The following is an 18,098-nucleotide window of genomic DNA, read 5'->3' on the forward strand; positions in this document are numbered from 1 at the left end:
AAAGAGGCGATCAATATGAAACTCATCGGCATCGGCGACCTGCTCATCCCATCGTCGTATATAGAAGAAGGATTTGCATCGTACAGGGAGCGCGGCGTAACGGTCGAAACCGTCGACTGGCCGCTGCGGGACTATGAGGAGCTGCAGAACATCAACCTGCGCGTAGAGACGGAGGGCAGCGAGGCCTACGACGTCCCGGATGCGCTCGTGGAGCAGCTGCGCGATGCGGAGATTCTCATCACACAGTTCTGTCCCATTACGAAAAAGGTGCTGGACGCCTGCACAAAACTGAAGCTCGTCGGCGTCCTGCGCGCGGGCTATGAAAATATCAACGTGCCGTACGCATCCGCGAAGGGCGTCGCCGTATTCCATACGCCGGGGCGGAACGCGACGGCGGTGGCGGACTTCACCGTCGGCATGCTGCTGGCCGAGTGCCGCAACATCGCGAAGGCGCACGCAAATTTGAAAGAAGGCCGCTGGGTCAGAGACTATGCGAACGCGGGCGCCGTGCCCGATCTGGAGGGCAAGACCGTCGGCATCATCGGCATGGGACAGGTCGGCGTCAAGGTCGCCCACCGTCTGCACGGGTTTGGCGTACGCCTCCTCGGTTACGATCCTTACGCGACGGTCTTTCCGGACTTCGTCACACAGGTCTCGCTCGACGATCTGCTCACGCAGGCGGACTTTGTCACGCTGCACAGCCGCCTTTCGGACGAAACGAAACACATGATGAATGCGCGCGCGTTCTCGCTTATGAAGCCGTCGGCATATTTCGTCAACACGGCGCGCGCGGGACTCGTGGACGAGGCGGCGCTCGCCGACGCATTGCGGAACAAGCGGCTGCGCGGCGCGGCGCTCGACGTCTTTGAACACGAACCGCCCGCGGCGGACGATCCTTTGGTACGGCTCCCGAACGTCACGATCACGCCGCATCTGGCGGGCGGGACGACGGACGCGTTCCTGCGCTCGCCCGTCCTGCTCGCCGAGGCGATGGCGTCCGCACTCTCGGGCGACCGATCCTCGCACTGGATCGTACGATAGAAACGGGGTGCAGCATGGAACTCGGACTGCATGGCAAAAACGCGCTTGTCACGGGCGGAACGAAGGGACTCGGCAAAGCGGTATGCGAACTGCTCGCGCAGGAGGGCGCGAACATCGTCGCGGTCAGCCGCCACGGAGACGAAGGAGAGGCGCTGGCGGCCGTGCTGCGTAAAACGTACGGCGTGCGCGCCGCCGGCCTCGCCTGCGACCTGAGCGGGACGGATCGGCAAAGCGCCGTCAGCGCGGCCGTCGATATCCTCGGTCCGCTCGATATCCTAGTCAACGCCGCAGGCATCTGGCCGCAGGCCTATGTCCTCGATATGGAGGAAGCGGATTTCCGGCGGACGCTTGACATCAATCTCGTCAGCCCGTTTGTCCTCTGCCGCGACTTTGCCCGGCACCTTGACGCTGACAGCCGGACGGGCAAAATCGTCAACGTCGTGTCGCAGGCGGCTTTTTGCGGATCGACGACGGGGCACGCGCACTATGCGGCATCCAAGGCGGGTCTCGTCGCCTTTACGGTATCGCTCGCGCGCGAACTCGCGCCGCGGGGCATCAACGTCAACGCGGTCGCGCCGGGCATCATGGACACGCCCATGATCCGCGCGGCATTGGAGACGCGCATGGACTACTACTGCAAGCGCATCCCCCTGGGGCGCGTGGCAGAGGCGGAGGAGGTCGCCTACAGCGTCGTCTTCCTGTGTTCGAACAAGGCGGACTATCTGACGGGCATCACGCTGGACGCCACGGGCGGCATGCTGATGCGCTGATCGGTCGATTGGAAGGAGGTTTTGAGCATGACGAAATATTTGATCGGTATCGACGCCGGCAATACGTCGAGCAAAGCGGTCATCTTTGACGATACGGGCAAGGTCGTCGCCGCAGCCGCAACGAAGAGCTCCGAACGCATGCATCTGGCGCCGCGGGGCAGGGGTTTCGAGGAGTTCGACGTCGACGAGCTGTGGCACATCGTCTCACAGTGCATCAAACAAGCGATCGAGGACGCCGGCATCGCACCGGAGGACATCGCGGGCATCGGCGTCACATCATTCGGCAACGGCGTCGTCTTTCTCGACGAAAAGGGCTGGTCGATCGCGCCCGGCTGCTTTTCGCAGGACTACCGCGCGAACGATATCCTCGCACTGTATCAAAAGGACGGCACGTACGACAAGATCAACCGGATCGTGCACGGAACGCTCTTCGCGGGCGAACCCGGGCCGATCCTGCGCTGGTACAAGGAACACGAGCGCGCCGTCTACGACAGGATCGGCAGTGTGCTGATGTTCAAGGACTATCTGATGTACCGCCTCTCTGGGGTTTTCGCCACGGATCTCAACATCATCGGCGGTTCGTTCCTCATCGATATGGACACCATGGAGTATTCGCGCGAGCTGCTCGATCTGTACGGCATTCCCGAGATGTTCGACAAGCTGCCCGCCCTGCATACAAGTCCCGAGCAGATCGTCGGAACGGTGACGGCAGAGGCCGCGCGGCAAACGGGACTCAAAGAGGGCACGCCGATCGCCGCAGGCATGATGGACATCCTCGCGAGCCTCGTCGGCGCCGGCGCGACGGGCGACGGCGTGATCACGTCGATCGCGGGCTCGTGGTGCATCAACGAGACGCATTCGACCCGCGTCATACCGAATGCATCCAGCAACATGCCCTACATCCACAAGAACGAATATCTGAACTGCTCGTACACGGGCGCATCCGCCACGAACTACGAATGGTTCAACCACGTGCTCGGCGACAAGGCGCGCCTCGCTGCAGTCTACGAGCAGCGCGGCTACTACGACGTGCTGAACGAGTGGATCCGCGCGGCGGAGCCGAATATGGACACGCCGTATTTCCAGCCGTTCATCGCCTCCCCGAGCATCCACGTCAACGCACGCGCGGGTTTTACGAACATCAACACGCATACGAGCTACGGCGATCTCTGCTACGCGGTCGTCGAGGGCATCGCGTTCATCCACAAATTCCACATCGATTTCCTCATCCGTGCCGGCCTGCCCGCCACGCTGATCCGCCTGACGGGCGGCATGGCAAAAAGCCCCGTGTGGACGCAGATCTTTGCCGACACGATGCAGCTCCCCGTCGAGATCGTGGCGTCCGACGAGACGGGCGCACACGGCGTCGCCATCGTCGCGGGCATCGGCGCGGGCGTATATGAGAGCTACGAGGACGCCTTCGCGCGTTCTGTGAAACTGAAAGCGCCGGTGCTCCCGAATCCGGAAAAGGCCGCGTTCTACCGGGATCGCTACGCACAGTGGCAGCGGCTCAACGAACATCTCCTGCGTTACTGGGACGGAGCGGGCGATGGCTGAGGCGTTCATCCTGATCCCGTCCGTACGGGATATGAAAACACTGGACTGTGCGCTGCAATCCCGGCACCGCGAGATTCTGCTGAGTACGGTATCCCATATCGGCAATCTCGCCGAACTCACGAGCCTCTGCCATAAGCACGGCAAAGAGGCGATCGTCAACCACGAACTCATCGGCGGTCTCGGAAACGATACCGTCGCCTTTGAAATGCTGAAGAAAGCATACAAAGTGGACGCTGTCATCGGCGCGAACCCCTATCACATCAGCCGCGCGAAGGCGATCGGACTGAAGACGATCTGGAAGGTTCCGCTGCTCGATTCGCTTTCCCTCGAGATGGCCTTCCGCTCCATCGAGGTGACGAAGCCGGACGCCGTCGAACTCCGCCCGGCGATCTGCGCGTACGACTTCCTCGACGTGTTCCGCAAGGCCTTTTCGGGCAAGATCTTTGCGAGCGGCTTCATCGATCGGAAGGAGTTTGCCGATCGGCTCCGTCGGCGCGGTTTCGACGGCATCATGACGAGCACGCGGGCGCTGTGGGAGCCGGGAGACCGGCCGCGCGCATCCGCGGGAAAATAACGTTTTTATAAGGGAGGAATATACATGCCCCTGGTCAATATGAAAAAAATGCTCGCCGACGCGCGGCGCGGCAAATATGCGATCGGCGCATTCGACGTGAGCAATTTCGATATGGCGGCGGCGGTCACGGAAACCGCGCGGGAAGAGCGCTCCCCCGTCATCCTCATGGGACTGACCCCCGATCTCGCGGACGGTAAGCTCCCCTACTGGCTCGACTCTGTCAAAGCACTTGCCGCCGCGGCGGACGTCCCGGTCGCGGTGCATCTCGATCACGCGACCGACCTCGACTTCATCAAAGAATGTGTCGACGGCGGCTTTTCCTCCGTCATGTTCGACGGCTCCGTGCTCCCGCTGGAGGAGAACATCCGCAAAACGCGGGAGGTCGTCGCCTACGCGCACCGGTTCGACGTAACCGTCGAGGCGGAACTCGGCCATGTGGGCGACGGCATCGTCGGCAGCAGCGAGATCGGCGCAGAGAAAAAAACGGGGTTCGACAACCCCGATGACTTCCTCACGCAGCCGGACGAGCTGGCCGACTTCATCGCCCGCACGGAGGCAGACTGTATCGCCGTCGCCGTAGGAACGGCGCACGGCCTGTACGTGCATGAACCGAAACTCCATTTCGACCGGCTGGCGGCGCTGAACGACATCTCTCCCGTTCCCATGGTCATGCACGGCGGCTCGGGCACGCCGGACGATCAGATCCGAAAAGCCGTCGCGCTCGGCATCTGCAAGCTGAACATCTTCTCCGAGATGCTGACGGCATTCAACGGCGCACTGAAAGAAGAGCTCGCGCATGCGCAGCACCTCGCGATCTGGCCGCATCAGCTCTATCAAAAACCGCTCGCCGCGCTGCGCGAAGTCGTGCGGCGCAAGATCGCGCTCGTCGGCTCGGCCGGCAAGGCGTGACCGCAGCGGCATCCCGCCGAGAAAAGGAGGCTGTTTTCTATGGATAAAACGAAGATTCTCTGCGTCGCCGACGGCGGCATCACCACGGAGATGATGGAAGACTTTCGCCGCCTCGAGCGGTACGGCGCCGAGGTCACGATCGTCGAGGATACGGACATGTACGCCATGGGGCCGATCACCGACCGCATGACGCTCATCGAACAGCAGGGCATCGACGCCGCGCCAAGCTGCGCGGCACTGCTGGAACACTGCGCGGACAAGGACATCATCGTCGTCCACGTCGCCTCCATTAACCGCGCGGTGCTCGCGCGCGCCCGGCGGCTCAAGGTGGCGGCCGTCCTGCGCGGCGGCTACGAGAACGCCGACGTGCCGCTGCTGACCGAACGCGGTGTTCTCCTCGTCAACGCGCCGTGGCGCAGCGCGAACGCCGTCGCCGACTTCACCGTCGGCATGATGATCGCAGAGAACAAGAACATCGCGCGCAGCCACCGGCACCTCATGGAGGGGACATGGCGCAAGTCCTACGTCAATCAATCCTATATCCACGACATGCGGAAAATGACCGTCGGCATCATCGGCTACGGCTATATCGGTCGGCGCGTGCGGCAGCGGCTAAAGGGATTCGAATGCCGCGTACTGGTGCACGATCCCTATATCGATCCGCAGACAGCTGCCGATCAAGACGTCTCCTTCGTCTCACTGGACGAGCTGCTCGCCCGGTCGGATATCGTCACGCTCCATCTGCGTCTCTCGGAGCAGACCTCGCATTTCATCGGCGCGGCGGAACTGGCGAAAATGAAGCCGACCGCGTACCTCATCAACACCGCGCGCGCCGGCCTTGTCGATACCGCCGCGCTCACGGAAGCGCTGCGCACGCACGCGATCGGCGGCGCGGCTGTCGACGTCTACGATACGGAGCCGCTGCCCGCGGATCATCCCTATCTGCAGCTCGACAACATCACACTGACCAGCCACCTCGCCGGCACCTCCTGCGACACCATGCGAACATCCGTCGAGATCGGCCTGGAGGATCTGACGCGCTGTCTAAGAGGCGAGGAGATGGTCAACGTACGCAATATGCGGTCGTGACAATGATAATATTATAACCGCGATTCCAAACCCATCGACTTTCCCGCAAAAGCCTATTCCACTGCCGAGGAATTCATCGAAGATGTTTTGGATACTTCAAATCAAGCGCATCACAATATGTGAAACACAAAAAGGACAATCCGCATGGATTGTCCTTTTTGATTTGACAGCACCGATTCTTGAAGACCGTTATTCAAACGATGTATCGTCATATCCGCCGCGGTTATAGCGGCGGCGCTTGGGAACGATGACGACGTAGCGGCGAGGATTCTCGCCGGCACTGTAGGTGGTGACGCGGCGATTGTCCTGGAGCGCCATGTGGATGATCTTGCGTTCATGGCGGCTCATGGGTTCGAGACGGATCTCTTCGCCGATGCGGCATGCCTTGTCCGCGAGATGTCCCGCGAGGCGCGTGAGAGTCTCTTCGCGGCGCGCGCGGTAGTCCTCGACATCGAGGATGATGCGGGTATAGCCGCTGCCGGGATTCTTGTTGACAACGAGATTGGTAAGATACTGGAGGGAGTCAAGCGTCTGCCCGTGCTTGCCGATCAAAATGCCGAGGTTGTCTCCCTGCATATTGTAAACGAGTCCGATGGGGGTTTCGCTGGGGATGAGGGTGACGGTGAGTCCCATAGCGGCAAATATTTCGCTGAGGAATCCTTCGGCGCGGGCGCGCATCTCGGGCGATGCAGGGATGAGCGGCAGTTCGCCCTCTCTCTTGGCACGTTCTTCGTACCGCGGGCGATCATAGGAGGGGCGATCCTCCTGATGGCGTCGTGCAGAGCGTTCGCTGTTGTCGCGGTCATAGCGGCTGCGCCGCTCGGGACGTTCCGTGCGCTCAGGATGCACGGCGGATGTATGGCTGCCTTGCTCCGGTTTCGGAGCGCGGGCACTGCTGCGAAGGTCGGTATGGAAACGTTTCTGCGGACGCGGGAATTCGTCTGCCGCTGCGGTGACGGTGGGGGCGGGAATATTGCTCGTTTCGCTGCGCTGCACAGGGATGACCGGGCGTGTCGTGACGCGGATGTGCGCCTCGCGCTTGCCCCAGAGTCCGAGGAATCCGCTCGAAGGTTCCTGTATGATTTCATAGGTGACTTCGCTGCGTCCGCAGCCGAGCTTGTCAAGGGCGGCGGCGAGTGCGTCTTCTACGGTTTTTCCTGTGCTTTCTACGATTTCTGCCATGTTATGCTGCCTCCTTGGGGGCGGTTTTTTCGTCGCCCCGGTACATCCACCACTGCTGCGCGATTTGGACGATGTTCATGGTGACCCAGTAGAGGACGAGTCCTGCGGGGAAGTTCAGACTGATCCAGCCGATGAAAAGCGGCATGACGGTCATCATGATTTTCATCTGCGGGTTCATCTCGGTGCTCGTCATTTTCTGCTGGAGGAATGTGGTCAATGCGGAGAGGACGGGCAGGATGTAAAGGGGATCCGGCGCGGAGAGGTGCGGGATCCAGAGAAACGCTTCGGCGGCTTCGCTCGGGTAGGCGAAGTTAAAGAGTGCGTAGTACATGCCCATGAGGATCGGCATCTGGACGAGGAGCGGGAGACAGCCCGCGAGCGGGTTGACCCCTGCCTGACGAAAGAGTTCTCCGGTCTTTTGCTGGAGCATCCGCGGGTCGTTTTTATACTTTTCCTGGATTTTTTTCATCTTCGGCTGGATTTCCTGCATCGCCTTCATGGATTTGACCTGCTTGACGGTAAGGGGGTAGGTGACCAGTTTGATGAGGATGGTGAGCAGAATGATCGGGAAGCCGTAGCTCTCGAGTCCGGCGGCGCCGGTAACGGTGTAAAATGCGCTGAGGATCATCTGAAGCAAGTGGATGATCGGCGCGAACAGGCTGCTGAAAAATTCGATCAAGGATTGTTCCTCCTCTATGCGCGCGGTTTTTGTTGCGCATATACAATACTGTGAATATTCTGCGGTTTTATTTGTTTTTTGAAACTATGGGGTATGATTTTTGGATTCGAGATGAATTGTATCTTTAGTTCGCGGGCACATTCTTGTCGCTGCGCAAACGGCGTGCGATGCGAAAAACATTAGGGCAGCGCAGGGTTGACGCGCGGCTCAGGGTATCTTTCTCACCGCGTTACAAACGGCACGCACAATCAGAACATGGTGTGAGACGTGCGCTATATTAAAGAATACGATGATCCCCATTTCACCGGCTGATGATTATACGATGCACCGCCATAGCGGACGGGAGGGCGCGTATCACGTGCAGGTTTTTCCCACGATGTAATGACGCCAAAATCCCGCGTCACGTTTCACACCGTATAGCAAGTGAGGCGTCAGCTTTGATGCACAGCTAGGAATAACGAGAATGCGAGCGACGGCGTAGTAAAAAAGCTACTCCTAGCGAAGCATTCGAAGTTATGACAACGCTGTGCGCAAAGATCACGTCTCACGCCTTACGGGATCGTAGCCGCCCTCATGCCACGGATGACACCTGAGTATCCTCCGCACCGCCATCCATCCGCCGCGCCGCGCGCCGTACCGCTCAATCGCCTCCATCGCGTACGCGGAGCAGGTGGGTTGATACCTGCACATGAGCGGGAGGAACGGCGAGATGCAGCTGCGATAAAACCGAATGACAAAGAGAAGAATCCGCTTCATGAATGCCCCTCCCGGCGCGGCGCATGTCCCGCAGGAATGAGAATCTTTGCACGGCGCGCGAGTTTCTTCAAATCTGCAGCAGCATCCTGCATTTTATGGTCGGCAAGCCCTGCGCGTCCGATGAGCAGGATGCCGACATCGGGGCGCAGTTCGTACTGCATGAGACGGTATGCTTCGCGCATAAGACGCTTTGTGCGGCTGCGCACGGGTGCAGATCCCAATTTTTTCCCCGCAGCAAAGCCGACTTTGCCCGCAACGCCCGCATCGCGCAGGATGTAGAGGATCATATACCGCCCCGGGAAGGCGGTTCCTTTATGATAGACGTTTTGAAAATCGCTGCGCCGCTTGATTATCTGCGCGCGCGAGAGCGTATATCTCTGCTTGTTCATGATTCATAAAAAAGAGGTCACCCGCGGTGACCTCCTGCTTTCAGTCCGGCGCCGTCTCGCGTGATTCGATCGGTGCCAAACACATTACGCCGAGAGTTTCTTTCTGCCGCGCCGACGCCTTCTCTGTAGTACGAGGCGGCCGCCTTTCGTTTTCATGCGCTCACGGAATCCATGTGTCTTTTTTCTCCAACGGTTATTCGGCTGATACGTTCTCTTCACCTCATCGTCACCTCCTTTACCGCTGCATTGATTGCAGCTTTTCAAATCTATGATTTCACTTCGGTCATTATAGACGAAGAAAAGCCGCGCTGTCAAGGCGAGCGGGGCGTATTTTGTTATGTTTTTTTCGTCAAAGAGTCAAAAGCCAATATTGATAAGTCCATTACTTTTTGCTAAAATATTCCTGTCAAAGTGCGTGGGGTCTATTTTTGTGTGCTTTTTGTCAAACGAGCCAAAACTGCTATTGATAAGCTTGTTATTTTTGCTGAAATATCCCCACTCCATTGTTGAAAACCTGTGCAAAAATCGTGCATAATTTTTCACATACTTGCATTTTCTTATAGTTCTCACCGATGAACTTATCAACAACTGTGAATAATCCTGTTGATAAACAGGTACCAAAAAAATTTTTTTGAAGGGATTCGATTGCATGTCGGAAGAAAAGCATCCCCAAATTACCGCTCTATGGCGGCAGATTTTAGAAAAGACGGACGGTATCCTGCCGCAGGAAGCAGTGACGAAGTGGCTTCCGCGGATCGTTCCCATCACGCAAAACGGCAGCGAGCTGGTACTTGCCGTGCCGGATGCATTTACAAAACAGTTCATCGAACAGCGCTATCTCGTTCTGCTCAGCGACGCGGCACATGCCGCGCTCGATGCCGTCTACACGTTCCGCCTCGTTGTGGATCCCTCCACAGCACCGAAATCCCCTGCACCACGGGAACATGCGAGCAGTTCTTTGGACGGTGCGGGCACGACGGCAGATGAGATTGCTTCCTACGGCAGTTCTTCGCCTGCACAGGGCGCACTCCCGCTCACGCCGCCCGTACCGGATGCCGGAACTTCTCACGCAGCGGCGCCGGACGATGCAACAACGCTGAATCCGAAATATACCTTTGATGCATTCGTCACAGGACGATCAAATCAGTTTTCCTATGCCATGGCAAAATCCGTCGCAGAGGCGCCGGGACTGCCTTCCAACAATCCGCTCTTCATCTACGGCGGCGTGGGGCTCGGCAAAACGCATCTGATGCACGCGGTCGGTCATAAGATCCTCGCAGATCATCCCGATAAGCGCGTGCTCTATATCGCCAGCATGGATTTCACGAACGAATTCATCAGTGCCATCGGCAAAAAAAATACGGATGAGTTCCGTGAAAAATATTATGCTATTGACGTATTGCTCATCGACGATATTCAATTCTTCTCCGGACAGCTGCAAACACAGGCGGAGTTTTTCCAAATGTTCAACAAGCTGCGCGACAGCGGGCGCCAGATCATTATGACCTGCGATCGTCAGCCGCAGGAAGTCAAGGGACTTGAGGATCGTCTTATATCGCGGTTTTCCGGCGGCGTCGTCGTGGATATTCAGCCCCCGGAGTTCGAAACACGCATGGCAATTCTTCAAAAAAAGGCACAGTCGGAGGAAATCGACATTCCCGGCGATGTGATGACCTATATCGCGAGCCGCGTGGACAGCAATATCCGTGAACTCGAAGGCGCGCTCACGCGTCTCATCAAATACGCGTCAACCATGCGCCTGCCGATCGACGAGTCGACATGCGTGGCAGCGCTCGGAAATTATCTGCGCGGAGAGACGGGACGGCGGATCACAATGGAAATCATTGAGAGCATGGTCTGCACCCATTTCAAGATAAAGAGCGAAGATATCCGCTCAACCAAGCGCAGCAACGATATTGCATTTCCGCGGCAGGTGGCGATGTATCTCTGCCATGAGCTGACGGATGTATCGTGGCCGACGATCGGCGGATTCTTTAACCGTGATCATTCGACGGTGATCCACGCACATAAAAAGATTCAAAGCCTTGTGAGCGAAGATGCGGCGACGGATGCACTAATAAAGAGTCTGACCGTCCAGATCCGCGGCATTTAGGCGTGAATCGGGATCTTTGCGCCTAGCGTCGTCATTTTTGGCAAACGCTTCGTCGACGTAGGCTTTTGACTACGCCTTCCTCACGTTTGCCGCAATTCCTAGCTATGCATCCAAGCTGACACATCTCTTAGTTTTTCGGTATAACGCGGGGGTTTTTACGCATCGCTGCGCCATGTATTCGGACATTGAGGTTGACAACGGTAATCTAAGACCAAACTCCCTGTGTATATCTATGTGAATTTTCCCCCTCATATCATGTGGACGTACTGTGCATAACTCAGCATCTGCTGCCGATCTGTCTAAACTGTGGATAACCGCACAATTATTCTCCACAATTTTTCCACAATCAAGATCAAGCAATTACGATACACACAACCACATTTCAACAAATCCACAGCCCCTACTACTACGGCTACTATATTTATTTTATACAAGTGACCATAGAAAAACGGCACGCCCTTCGGCGCGCTTCCTCCGCAGAAAGGACACCATATGAACATCACGCTCGGCAAAAGCGACCTCCTCACCGCTCTTCAAATTGTCAGCAAAGGACTCTCGACGAAGCCGCAAACACCCATCCTCTCAGGAATCTATCTCTCTGCAAAGGACGGTCAGCTTGAACTTCAGTCTACAAACTACGAGATCGGATTCATCCTTACCATCCCCGCAGAAGTCAAAACGCCGGGCGCAGCAATTCTTCCCGGCAAATATCTCACCGAGTTCACACGAAAGCTTCCGGCCGACGAGGTATCTATCGACTGTATCAGCGAAGACGGTCTTGGCGTAATCACATCAGGAAACGCACGCTTTACATTGCGCCAAATGGAAGTCGATGACTTCCCAAAATTACAGCGTATGGACGGAACACTGCGGTTCACTATCAAAGACCGTGTACTTGCACATCTTGTCAAGAAGTCTGCATTTGCCTGCATGAAGGAAGAACAGCGCGACCGCCGTCCCGTATTTACCGGCTGTCAGCTCGAAGTCGAGGGAAGAGAGATCACGCTTGCGGCGACGAACGTACATCGTCTTGCTGTAAAAAGCGAGCACATCGAATCGGATGCAGGGCAGATTCGCGTCGTCATTCCTGCGAAATTCCTTGAAGAAGTAACGCGCACCATCACGAGTGAAGTTCCAACGGACATCGAGATTGTCTGCTCCTACAACCAAATCAGCATGTCGGCAGAGGGCATCTATATGACCTCACGACTCATTGAGGGCAGTTTCCCCGATTATCACCGCGTCATTCCAAGAGACGAAAACATCCGTACAAAGGTCACGATGAATGCCGGAGATTTTGCCGCTGCTGTTGAGCGCGCATCACTTATATCGCGCACGGATCAATATAACATTGTGAAACTTGAATTTGAGGATAACCTTCTTCATATCACATCGAACAGCCCCGATGTTGGACGTGCCGAGGAGACCATTGAAGCCGAAGTTGAAGGCGATCCTGCGGTCATCGCATTCAACGCCTCCTATCTGCTTGACGCGATGAAATCGCTCGACAGCGATATCTGTATCCTTTCTTTGCAGGCACCGAACGAGCAGGGGCAGAACCTCTCGCCGATCACCATTCGTGAGGAGGCGGATAAGGATTATATATACGTTGTAACGCCTGTAAGAACACGATGAGGATACATTGACGTGATGGATATAGAGATTCATACGGCGTACATCCAGCTTGATCAGTTTTTGAAACTTGCGGGAGAAGTGCCGAGCGGCGGCATGGTCAAAGAGCTGATTGCAGCGGGGCGCATCAAACGCAACGGCGCTGTTGAGACAGCGCGCCGGCGTAAACTTGTGCCGGGAGATATTGTTACAATAGAGGGCGGCGGAATCTACCGTGTCACTGCTTTGTAATTATGCGGATCACACGACTCGAGCTTCACTCTTATCGTAATTATGAAACACTGGGTCTCCGGTTTGATCCTGGTGTTCAGATTTTTCTCGGCGCAAACGCGCAGGGCAAGACAAATATCATTGAGGCGCTTTACTACGCTTCGTTTGGACGCTCCCATCGCACGACGAGCGATGCGGAGCTCATTCGTATGGGAGAGAGCGCGGGGCGGATTGATCTTTCCTTTCTGCGTCATGATGTTCCGGGAGAGTTATCATTTACATTTGAGCGTGGGCACAGGCGGCGTATCTTGCGTGCGGGAGAGCCGCTGCGGCAGCGTGAGCTTGTAGGTCTCCTCCCTATGGTGCTCTTTTCCCCGGAGGATCTCTTCCTCGTCAAGGGGGCGCCTGCACTGCGCCGGCGCTATCTCGACGCTGAGCTCTCTCAGGCAAGCCCCGCGTACTATGGAGAGCTCCTGCGCTATACGCACATCCTGCGTCAGCGCGGCGCGATCCTAAAGGACATCCGCGAGCGTCTTGTCCCTGTCGATGCACTCGAGCCGTGGGACGTGCAGCTTGCACGCAGCGCGGCACGCATTGTTACGCGGCGAATCGCCGCGGCGGAGCGTCTAGGTGCGCTCTCCGGGCGTGTTCAGTCGGTGCTCGCCGCGGGAGAAAAGCTGACGATCGCCTATGAGATCGCTCATGTGCCGGAGGATCTGACGGGAGAAAAAGACGGCATGGCAGATCGGCTCGAATTATGGTATAATAAGACGTTGGTCGAATGCCGTGTCCGCGATATTGCGCGCGGGTCGACGGGCGTGGGACCGCATCTTGACGATCTCGTTCTTTTTGTCGGCGGCATGAGTCTGCGTAGTTACGGCTCGCAGGGACAACAGCGTACAGGAGCGCTCGCGCTCAAACTCGCGGAGCTCTTCTACCTGCGGGATAGTGTAGGCGAGGCACCGATCCTGCTGCTCGACGATGTGATGAGTGAGCTTGACGCCGACCGCCGCGCTGCGCTCCTCTCCTTCATCCGCAGTGAACACATCCAGACGTTTATTACAGCGACGGATGCGGCGTATTTCCCGGCGGAGGAGATGGGGGCGACGTATCGGTATGTAACTCATGGAATGGTTCACTCCTAGCGTCGTTATTTTGTGTATGGATTGTTGTACGCGTCCTGCGATGCAAGGCGCGCGTGCCGTTTGCAATGTGGTGGGAAACATGCCCCGGAGCGGAGAGATACAAAAAATTATCGCGAAGGACATCCTAGAATGGCTCTTAATAGAAAAGTAAGTTGAAAAAATATATCAACTCTGAAAGGAGGGGCTCTCCCATGCGAACCACCCTCTGCACTGCCGCGGCGGATGCGGACGTGCGCGCAGCGATTCGGCGGCTCGGTGCGAAATTTGAACGCGATTACATCGTCCATACAACAATTAGTCATTGGAATGACATCATGGGGGAGATGGTTGCACGCCGCGTGCGCGCCGTCTATGTGAAGGACGGAAAACTCTTTCTCTATGCGCCCGATGCCGTTTGGAAAAACGAAATGCGGATGAGTGCACCCGAGATCGTTCAGCGTGTCAATAATTGTGCGGGTAGCCGCATGGTATGCGAGATCGCATTCACCCGCCGCGCACGCGCCGAGATCCCGGACGAGGAGGGCGCGGACACGGAGACTCCTGCAGCATACGCGCGCGCCGTGAAGAAAACGGGACTGAGCGATGCGGAGATCGCGCGCGGCGCATCCATCGCAGACGCCGCAGAGGATGCGGAGCTGGGCAAACGCATCCGGCGCGCCTATCAGGTATCGCGCAAGGCGCGCCGCCTGAAGGAAAGCCGCGGCTATACACCGTGTCCCTTGTGCGGTCGCCTCATCGAAGGAACGCATTGTCACGACTGCGCGCGCGCGCAGCAGCGCGAACTGCGGCGCGCCGTGCGCCGTGTTCTACGTGCACAACCATGGGCAAAGCTCGCGGATGTTGTCAGAGAGGTTCCCGCCTGCGATGCGCTCCTTCTCGGCAGTGAGCGTGCAGATCTTGTCCGTGAGATCGCAAACGCGACCGAGTACACCGATCAAACGAGTGACAACGCCTATATGATCACGATGCTTCACCGCAGCATCCCGCGCGATCAGGTCACACCGAAACATATCAGACTTACCTTTTGGGAATTACGGAACGAACTTGTGACGACCAAGGAATTTTGGGAAGAGATGAAGCGCCGCAAGGCGTGAGAGATGTGACGCGGGATTTTCGCGCCTAGCGTCATTATTCGTCGAACGCTTCGCAGGAGTAGGTTTTTACAATTTATACGCTCTCATATCCATATTTTTATAGATAAAAATCCCGTATTACGTCGTAAGGAGAGGAAATAATGGCAAAAAAAATATCCCCCGAAACGCAAGAAGAGCAGACCGAAGTCCGCCCGCTCACACCAGAGGAGATGCAGGAAGCTGCCGAGATGGCGGACGCGCCCGATCTGTCGGGGATTGCGATCTCCGCCGAGGAGATGGGCGCGGATGTCACTGCCGTCGACGCCGACTACGGCGCGGGGCAGATTCAAGTGCTCGAGGGACTCGAGGCAGTACGAAAACGCCCCGGTATGTACATTGGCTCTACATCGGAACGCGGACTGCATCACCTTGTCTATGAGGTTGTCGACAACTCCATCGACGAAGCGCTCGCGGGCTACTGCGATACCGTCGCTGTTACCATTCATAAAGATAACAGCATCACCGTCGTTGACAACGGACGCGGCATCCCCGTCGACATGCACGAGAGCGGTATGCCTGCAGTCGAGGTCGTGCTCACCGTCCTGCACGCGGGCGGCAAATTCGGCGGCGACGGGTATAAGGTCTCGGGCGGTCTCCACGGCGTGGGGGTCTCCGTTGTCAACGCCCTCTCCTCCTCCATGGACGTGCAGGTGCGCCGCGACGGACACATCTACGAGATTGCCTTTGCGCGCGGCAACACAACGGAAAAACTGCACGAGGTCGGCACCTCTGAGACCACCGGGACGCGCGTTCACTTCGTTCCCGATCCCGAGATTTTCACCGTCACCACATACAGCTTTGAGACGCTGAAACACCGTCTGCGCGAGCTCGCGTTTCTCAACCACGGCATCACCATCACGCTCACCGACGAGCGCGGCGAGGAGCTGCGCAGCGAGACGTTCCACTTTGACGGCGGTATCCGCTCCTTTGTCTCCCACCTCAACCGCAAGAAGGAGACCATCAATGAGGAGCCGATCTACTTCAACGGCGTGAAGGACGACACAGTTGTCGAGATCGCCATGCAGTACAACGACAGCTACCAGGAGAACATCTACAGCTTCGTCAACAACATCAACACCGAGGAGGGTGGCACGCACCTCGCGGGCTTCAAGATCGCCCTCACGCGCGCGGCGAACGACTTTGCCCGCCGCCTGAACGTGCTGAAGGAAAAAGACGGCAATCTCTCGGGCGAGGACGTCCGCGAGGGGCTCACCGCCGTCATCAGTCTAAAGGTGCGCGAGCCGCAGTTCGAGGGGCAGACCAAGACGAAACTCGGCAACTCCGAGGTGCGCGGCATCGTCGACTCCATCGTCACCGAGGGACTGACCGAGTATTTCGAAGAGAACCCGAACGTCACCAAGAAGGTACTCGACAAGGCGCTCATGGCGTCCCGTGCCCGCGAGGCGGCGCGCAAGGCACGCGAGCTGACGCGACGCAAGAACGCTCTTGAGGTCTCGAGTCTCCCGGGCAAGCTCGCCGACTGCTCCGTGAAAGACCCCGATCAATGCGAGATCTACATTGTCGAGGGCGACTCTGCGGGCGGCTCCGCAAAACAGGGACGCGATCGCCGCTTCCAAGCCATTTTGCCCCTGCGCGGTAAGATCCTCAACGTCGAGAAGGCACGCCTGGATAAAATTTTTGCCAACGCAGAAATTCGCACGATGATCACCGCGTTCGGTACGGGCATCGGCGAGGAGTTCGACCTCAGCAAGCGCCGCTACAGCAAGATCATCATCATGACCGATGCGGACGTCGACGGCGCGCACATTCGGACGCTCCTGCTGACGTTCTTCTACCGCTACATGCGCCCGCTGGTCGATCACGGGCACGTCTACATCGCGCAGCCGCCGCTCTATCAGATTCGGAAGGACAAGAAGCATTTCTACACCTACACCGACGAGGAGCAGGCAAAGAAACTCGATGAGATCGGACGCGACGGCGTGACCATCCAGCGGTACAAGGGTCTCGGCGAGATGAACCCGGAGCAGCTCTGGGAGACGACCATGAATCCTTCCGAGCGCACCATGCTGCGCGTCGCCGCCGAGGATGCCGAAGCCGCCGACGAGCTCTTCACCATCCTCATGGGGGACAAGGTCGAACCGCGCCGCCAGTTCATAGAGGAGAATGCGCGGCTTGTGAGAAATCTCGATATTTGATGTCTTAAAGAGAAGACAGAGCGCCCCTCGGGGCGCTTTTTCTATGTATATATTGATTTTACAAAGAAATATGTTATAGTTAAGATACGCTCGGGAGGACGTCATGGATATCGTGTATAAGAATAAAAATGTAGAATCCGTATGTGTGGATTATCGCGTTGCAAAGAGACGTTATAATAGCAAAATTGCTGAAAAACTATTCGCAGCGCTAGAACTTATTCGAAATGCAGAGAGTATCAAAGATGTTGCTCTATATCCGCCGTTTCATTTTCATGCGTTAAAAGGAGATTGGAACGGATTCTTTGCAATAGATTTGGGCAGGCGTTTAGGCTATCGTCTTATTGTTCGACCAAAACGCGGAGGTAATTACGTTACAGCAGCAGAGGTATTCAGCGCAAGTGCAGTTGAGATTATCGTGATTCAGATAGAGGAGGTGTCCAATCACTATGAATAAAGTATTTTTCGGTGCTCATGTAATATTTCACCCCGGTTATTATGTGCAGGAGATCATTGATGATTTAGGCGTGGAGCGCACGGAGTTTTCAAAGCGACTCTGCATCTCGGATGAACTGTTAGACGACTTGATTTCCGGTGACATTGACCTTTCCGAAGAATTAGCGGCACGTTTATGCAAGGAGACAAATATCTCCGTCCGGACATGGATGAATATGCAGAAGTGTTATACGCGCCGGATGGAAGAGACGGCTTCTAGGAAAGAACTCGTTTCTTAAACCGGAAAAACGACTGCACCGTATGTGAAACC

At 56.9% G+C, this 18,098-nt stretch carries 19 protein-coding genes; 14 read left to right on the forward strand and 5 right to left on the reverse strand.

The genetic code is table 11. The features are described 5' to 3' along the window. Positions 1-15: 15 nt before the first annotated feature. The 6 genes from K341_RS0111275 to K341_RS0111300 are packed head-to-tail and all read left to right on the forward strand — an operon-like array spanning position 16 to position 5,940. Positions 16-1,041, forward strand: coding sequence for a 2-hydroxyacid dehydrogenase (locus tag K341_RS0111275; protein WP_026762864.1), 1,026 nt, complete (start codon positions 16-18; stop codon positions 1,039-1,041). A 14-nt stretch (positions 1,042-1,055) separates the two neighbouring features. Beyond that, on the forward strand, positions 1,056-1,811 hold the full coding sequence (locus K341_RS0111280) for an SDR family NAD(P)-dependent oxidoreductase (protein ID WP_026762865.1): 756 nt from the start codon (positions 1,056-1,058) through the stop codon (positions 1,809-1,811). A gap of 27 nt (positions 1,812-1,838) precedes the next feature. Further along, positions 1,839-3,368, forward strand: a complete 1,530-nt coding sequence (locus tag K341_RS0111285; protein WP_009350856.1) for an FGGY-family carbohydrate kinase — start codon at positions 1,839-1,841, stop codon at positions 3,366-3,368. Then, complete coding sequence (locus tag K341_RS0111290; protein ID WP_009350857.1) at positions 3,361-3,942, forward strand: glycerol-3-phosphate responsive antiterminator; 582 nt, start codon at positions 3,361-3,363, stop codon at positions 3,940-3,942. The genes K341_RS0111285 and K341_RS0111290 overlap by 8 nt, the downstream gene beginning before the upstream one ends. 24 nt (positions 3,943-3,966) lie before the next feature. After that, a complete protein-coding gene (locus K341_RS0111295; protein WP_026762866.1) occupies positions 3,967-4,851 on the forward strand; it encodes a class II fructose-bisphosphate aldolase in 885 nt (294 codons plus the stop codon). A 39-nt stretch (positions 4,852-4,890) separates the two neighbouring features. Next, on the forward strand, positions 4,891-5,940 hold the full coding sequence (locus K341_RS0111300; RefSeq protein WP_009350859.1) for a 2-hydroxyacid dehydrogenase: 1,050 nt from the start codon (positions 4,891-4,893) through the stop codon (positions 5,938-5,940). Positions 5,941-6,129: 189 nt separating this feature from the next. Here the strand turns inward: K341_RS0111300 and jag are convergent, their stop codons facing one another. The 5 genes from jag to rpmH form a co-directional block, all read right to left on the reverse strand. Continuing rightward, positions 6,130-7,122 (reverse strand): RNA-binding cell elongation regulator Jag/EloR, encoded by a 993-nt coding sequence (jag, locus tag K341_RS0111305; RefSeq protein ID WP_026762867.1) that lies wholly within the window; start codon positions 7,120-7,122, stop codon positions 6,130-6,132. A 1-nt stretch (position 7,123) separates the two neighbouring features. Continuing rightward, positions 7,124-7,801 (reverse strand): YidC/Oxa1 family membrane protein insertase, encoded by a 678-nt coding sequence (locus K341_RS0111310; RefSeq protein ID WP_009658782.1) that lies wholly within the window; start codon positions 7,799-7,801, stop codon positions 7,124-7,126. A 537-nt stretch (positions 7,802-8,338) separates the two neighbouring features. Then, entirely contained in the window at positions 8,339-8,557 is a 219-nt protein-coding gene (gene yidD / locus K341_RS0111315) for a membrane protein insertion efficiency factor YidD (protein WP_026762868.1), read from the reverse strand. Then, positions 8,554-8,946 carry a ribonuclease P protein component gene (gene rnpA, locus K341_RS0111320; RefSeq protein WP_026762869.1) on the reverse strand — a complete coding sequence of 131 codons (393 nt, stop codon included), beginning with the start codon at positions 8,944-8,946 and terminating at the stop codon, positions 8,554-8,556. Before rnpA ends, yidD begins: the two co-directional genes overlap by 4 nt. An 84-nt stretch (positions 8,947-9,030) precedes the next feature. Continuing rightward, entirely contained in the window at positions 9,031-9,165 is a 135-nt protein-coding gene (gene rpmH / locus K341_RS12490) for a 50S ribosomal protein L34 (protein WP_009350867.1), read from the reverse strand. Positions 9,166-9,595: 430 nt separating this feature from the next. Here rpmH and dnaA point away from each other — a divergent pair, with 430 nt between their 5' ends. The 8 genes from dnaA (at position 9,596) to K341_RS0111360 (ending at position 18,066) form a co-directional block, all read left to right on the forward strand. After that, positions 9,596-11,059: a chromosomal replication initiator protein DnaA gene (dnaA, locus tag K341_RS0111325; protein ID WP_026762870.1), complete on the forward strand. Its 1,464-nt coding sequence runs from the start codon at positions 9,596-9,598 to the stop codon at positions 11,057-11,059. A gap of 492 nt (positions 11,060-11,551) precedes the next feature. Then, positions 11,552-12,694, forward strand: a complete 1,143-nt coding sequence (dnaN, locus tag K341_RS0111330; RefSeq protein WP_009658851.1) for a DNA polymerase III subunit beta — start codon at positions 11,552-11,554, stop codon at positions 12,692-12,694. A gap of 12 nt (positions 12,695-12,706) precedes the next feature. Further along, complete coding sequence (locus tag K341_RS0111335) at positions 12,707-12,922, forward strand: RNA-binding S4 domain-containing protein (protein WP_026762871.1); 216 nt, start codon at positions 12,707-12,709, stop codon at positions 12,920-12,922. A gap of 2 nt (positions 12,923-12,924) precedes the next feature. Next, positions 12,925-14,046 (forward strand): DNA replication/repair protein RecF, encoded by a 1,122-nt coding sequence (gene recF, locus K341_RS0111340; RefSeq protein WP_026762872.1) that lies wholly within the window; start codon positions 12,925-12,927, stop codon positions 14,044-14,046. A 191-nt stretch (positions 14,047-14,237) separates the two neighbouring features. Continuing rightward, entirely contained in the window at positions 14,238-15,140 is a 903-nt protein-coding gene (locus K341_RS0111345; protein ID WP_026762873.1) for a DciA family protein, read from the forward strand. A gap of 140 nt (positions 15,141-15,280) precedes the next feature. Next, on the forward strand, positions 15,281-17,335 hold the full coding sequence (gene gyrB, locus K341_RS0111350; RefSeq protein ID WP_026762874.1) for a DNA topoisomerase (ATP-hydrolyzing) subunit B: 2,055 nt from the start codon (positions 15,281-15,283) through the stop codon (positions 17,333-17,335). A 103-nt stretch (positions 17,336-17,438) separates the two neighbouring features. Further along, positions 17,439-17,789, forward strand: coding sequence for a type II toxin-antitoxin system RelE/ParE family toxin (locus K341_RS0111355; protein WP_026762875.1), 351 nt, complete (start codon positions 17,439-17,441; stop codon positions 17,787-17,789). After that, positions 17,782-18,066, forward strand: coding sequence for a helix-turn-helix transcriptional regulator (locus K341_RS0111360; protein WP_026762876.1), 285 nt, complete (start codon positions 17,782-17,784; stop codon positions 18,064-18,066). The genes K341_RS0111355 and K341_RS0111360 overlap by 8 nt, the downstream gene beginning before the upstream one ends. Positions 18,067-18,098 lie beyond the last annotated feature (32 nt).

Origin of the sequence: Centipeda artemidis DSM 19719 (assembly GCF_000426665.1) — a bacterium.
In the GTDB taxonomy this organism is placed as follows: Bacteria; Bacillota; Negativicutes; order Selenomonadales; family Selenomonadaceae; genus Centipeda; species Centipeda artemidis.

Bases quoted from the DNA above. Each gene is read 5' to 3' on its own strand.
- K341_RS0111275 (WP_026762864.1), top strand. From the start codon at position 16: ATGAAACTCATCGGCATCGGCGACCTGCTCATCCCATCGTCGTATATA.
- K341_RS0111280 (WP_026762865.1), top strand. From the start codon at position 1,056: ATGGAACTCGGACTGCATGGCAAAAACGCGCTTGTCACGGGCGGAACG.
- K341_RS0111285 (WP_009350856.1), top strand. From the start codon at position 1,839: ATGACGAAATATTTGATCGGTATCGACGCCGGCAATACGTCGAGCAAA.
- K341_RS0111290 (WP_009350857.1), top strand. From the start codon at position 3,361: ATGGCTGAGGCGTTCATCCTGATCCCGTCCGTACGGGATATGAAAACA.
- K341_RS0111295 (WP_026762866.1), top strand. From the start codon at position 3,967: ATGCCCCTGGTCAATATGAAAAAAATGCTCGCCGACGCGCGGCGCGGC.
- K341_RS0111300 (WP_009350859.1), top strand. From the start codon at position 4,891: ATGGATAAAACGAAGATTCTCTGCGTCGCCGACGGCGGCATCACCACG.
- jag (WP_026762867.1), bottom strand. From the start codon at position 7,122: ATGGCAGAAATCGTAGAAAGCACAGGAAAAACCGTAGAAGACGCACTC.
- yidD (WP_026762868.1), bottom strand. From the start codon at position 8,557: ATGAAGCGGATTCTTCTCTTTGTCATTCGGTTTTATCGCAGCTGCATC.
- rnpA (WP_026762869.1), bottom strand. From the start codon at position 8,946: ATGAACAAGCAGAGATATACGCTCTCGCGCGCGCAGATAATCAAGCGG.
- dnaA (WP_026762870.1), top strand. From the start codon at position 9,596: ATGTCGGAAGAAAAGCATCCCCAAATTACCGCTCTATGGCGGCAGATT.
- dnaN (WP_009658851.1), top strand. From the start codon at position 11,552: ATGAACATCACGCTCGGCAAAAGCGACCTCCTCACCGCTCTTCAAATT.
- recF (WP_026762872.1), top strand. From the start codon at position 12,925: ATGCGGATCACACGACTCGAGCTTCACTCTTATCGTAATTATGAAACA.
- K341_RS0111345 (WP_026762873.1), top strand. From the start codon at position 14,238: ATGCGAACCACCCTCTGCACTGCCGCGGCGGATGCGGACGTGCGCGCA.
- gyrB (WP_026762874.1), top strand. From the start codon at position 15,281: ATGGCAAAAAAAATATCCCCCGAAACGCAAGAAGAGCAGACCGAAGTC.
- K341_RS0111355 (WP_026762875.1), top strand. From the start codon at position 17,439: ATGGATATCGTGTATAAGAATAAAAATGTAGAATCCGTATGTGTGGAT.
- K341_RS0111360 (WP_026762876.1), top strand. From the start codon at position 17,782: ATGAATAAAGTATTTTTCGGTGCTCATGTAATATTTCACCCCGGTTAT.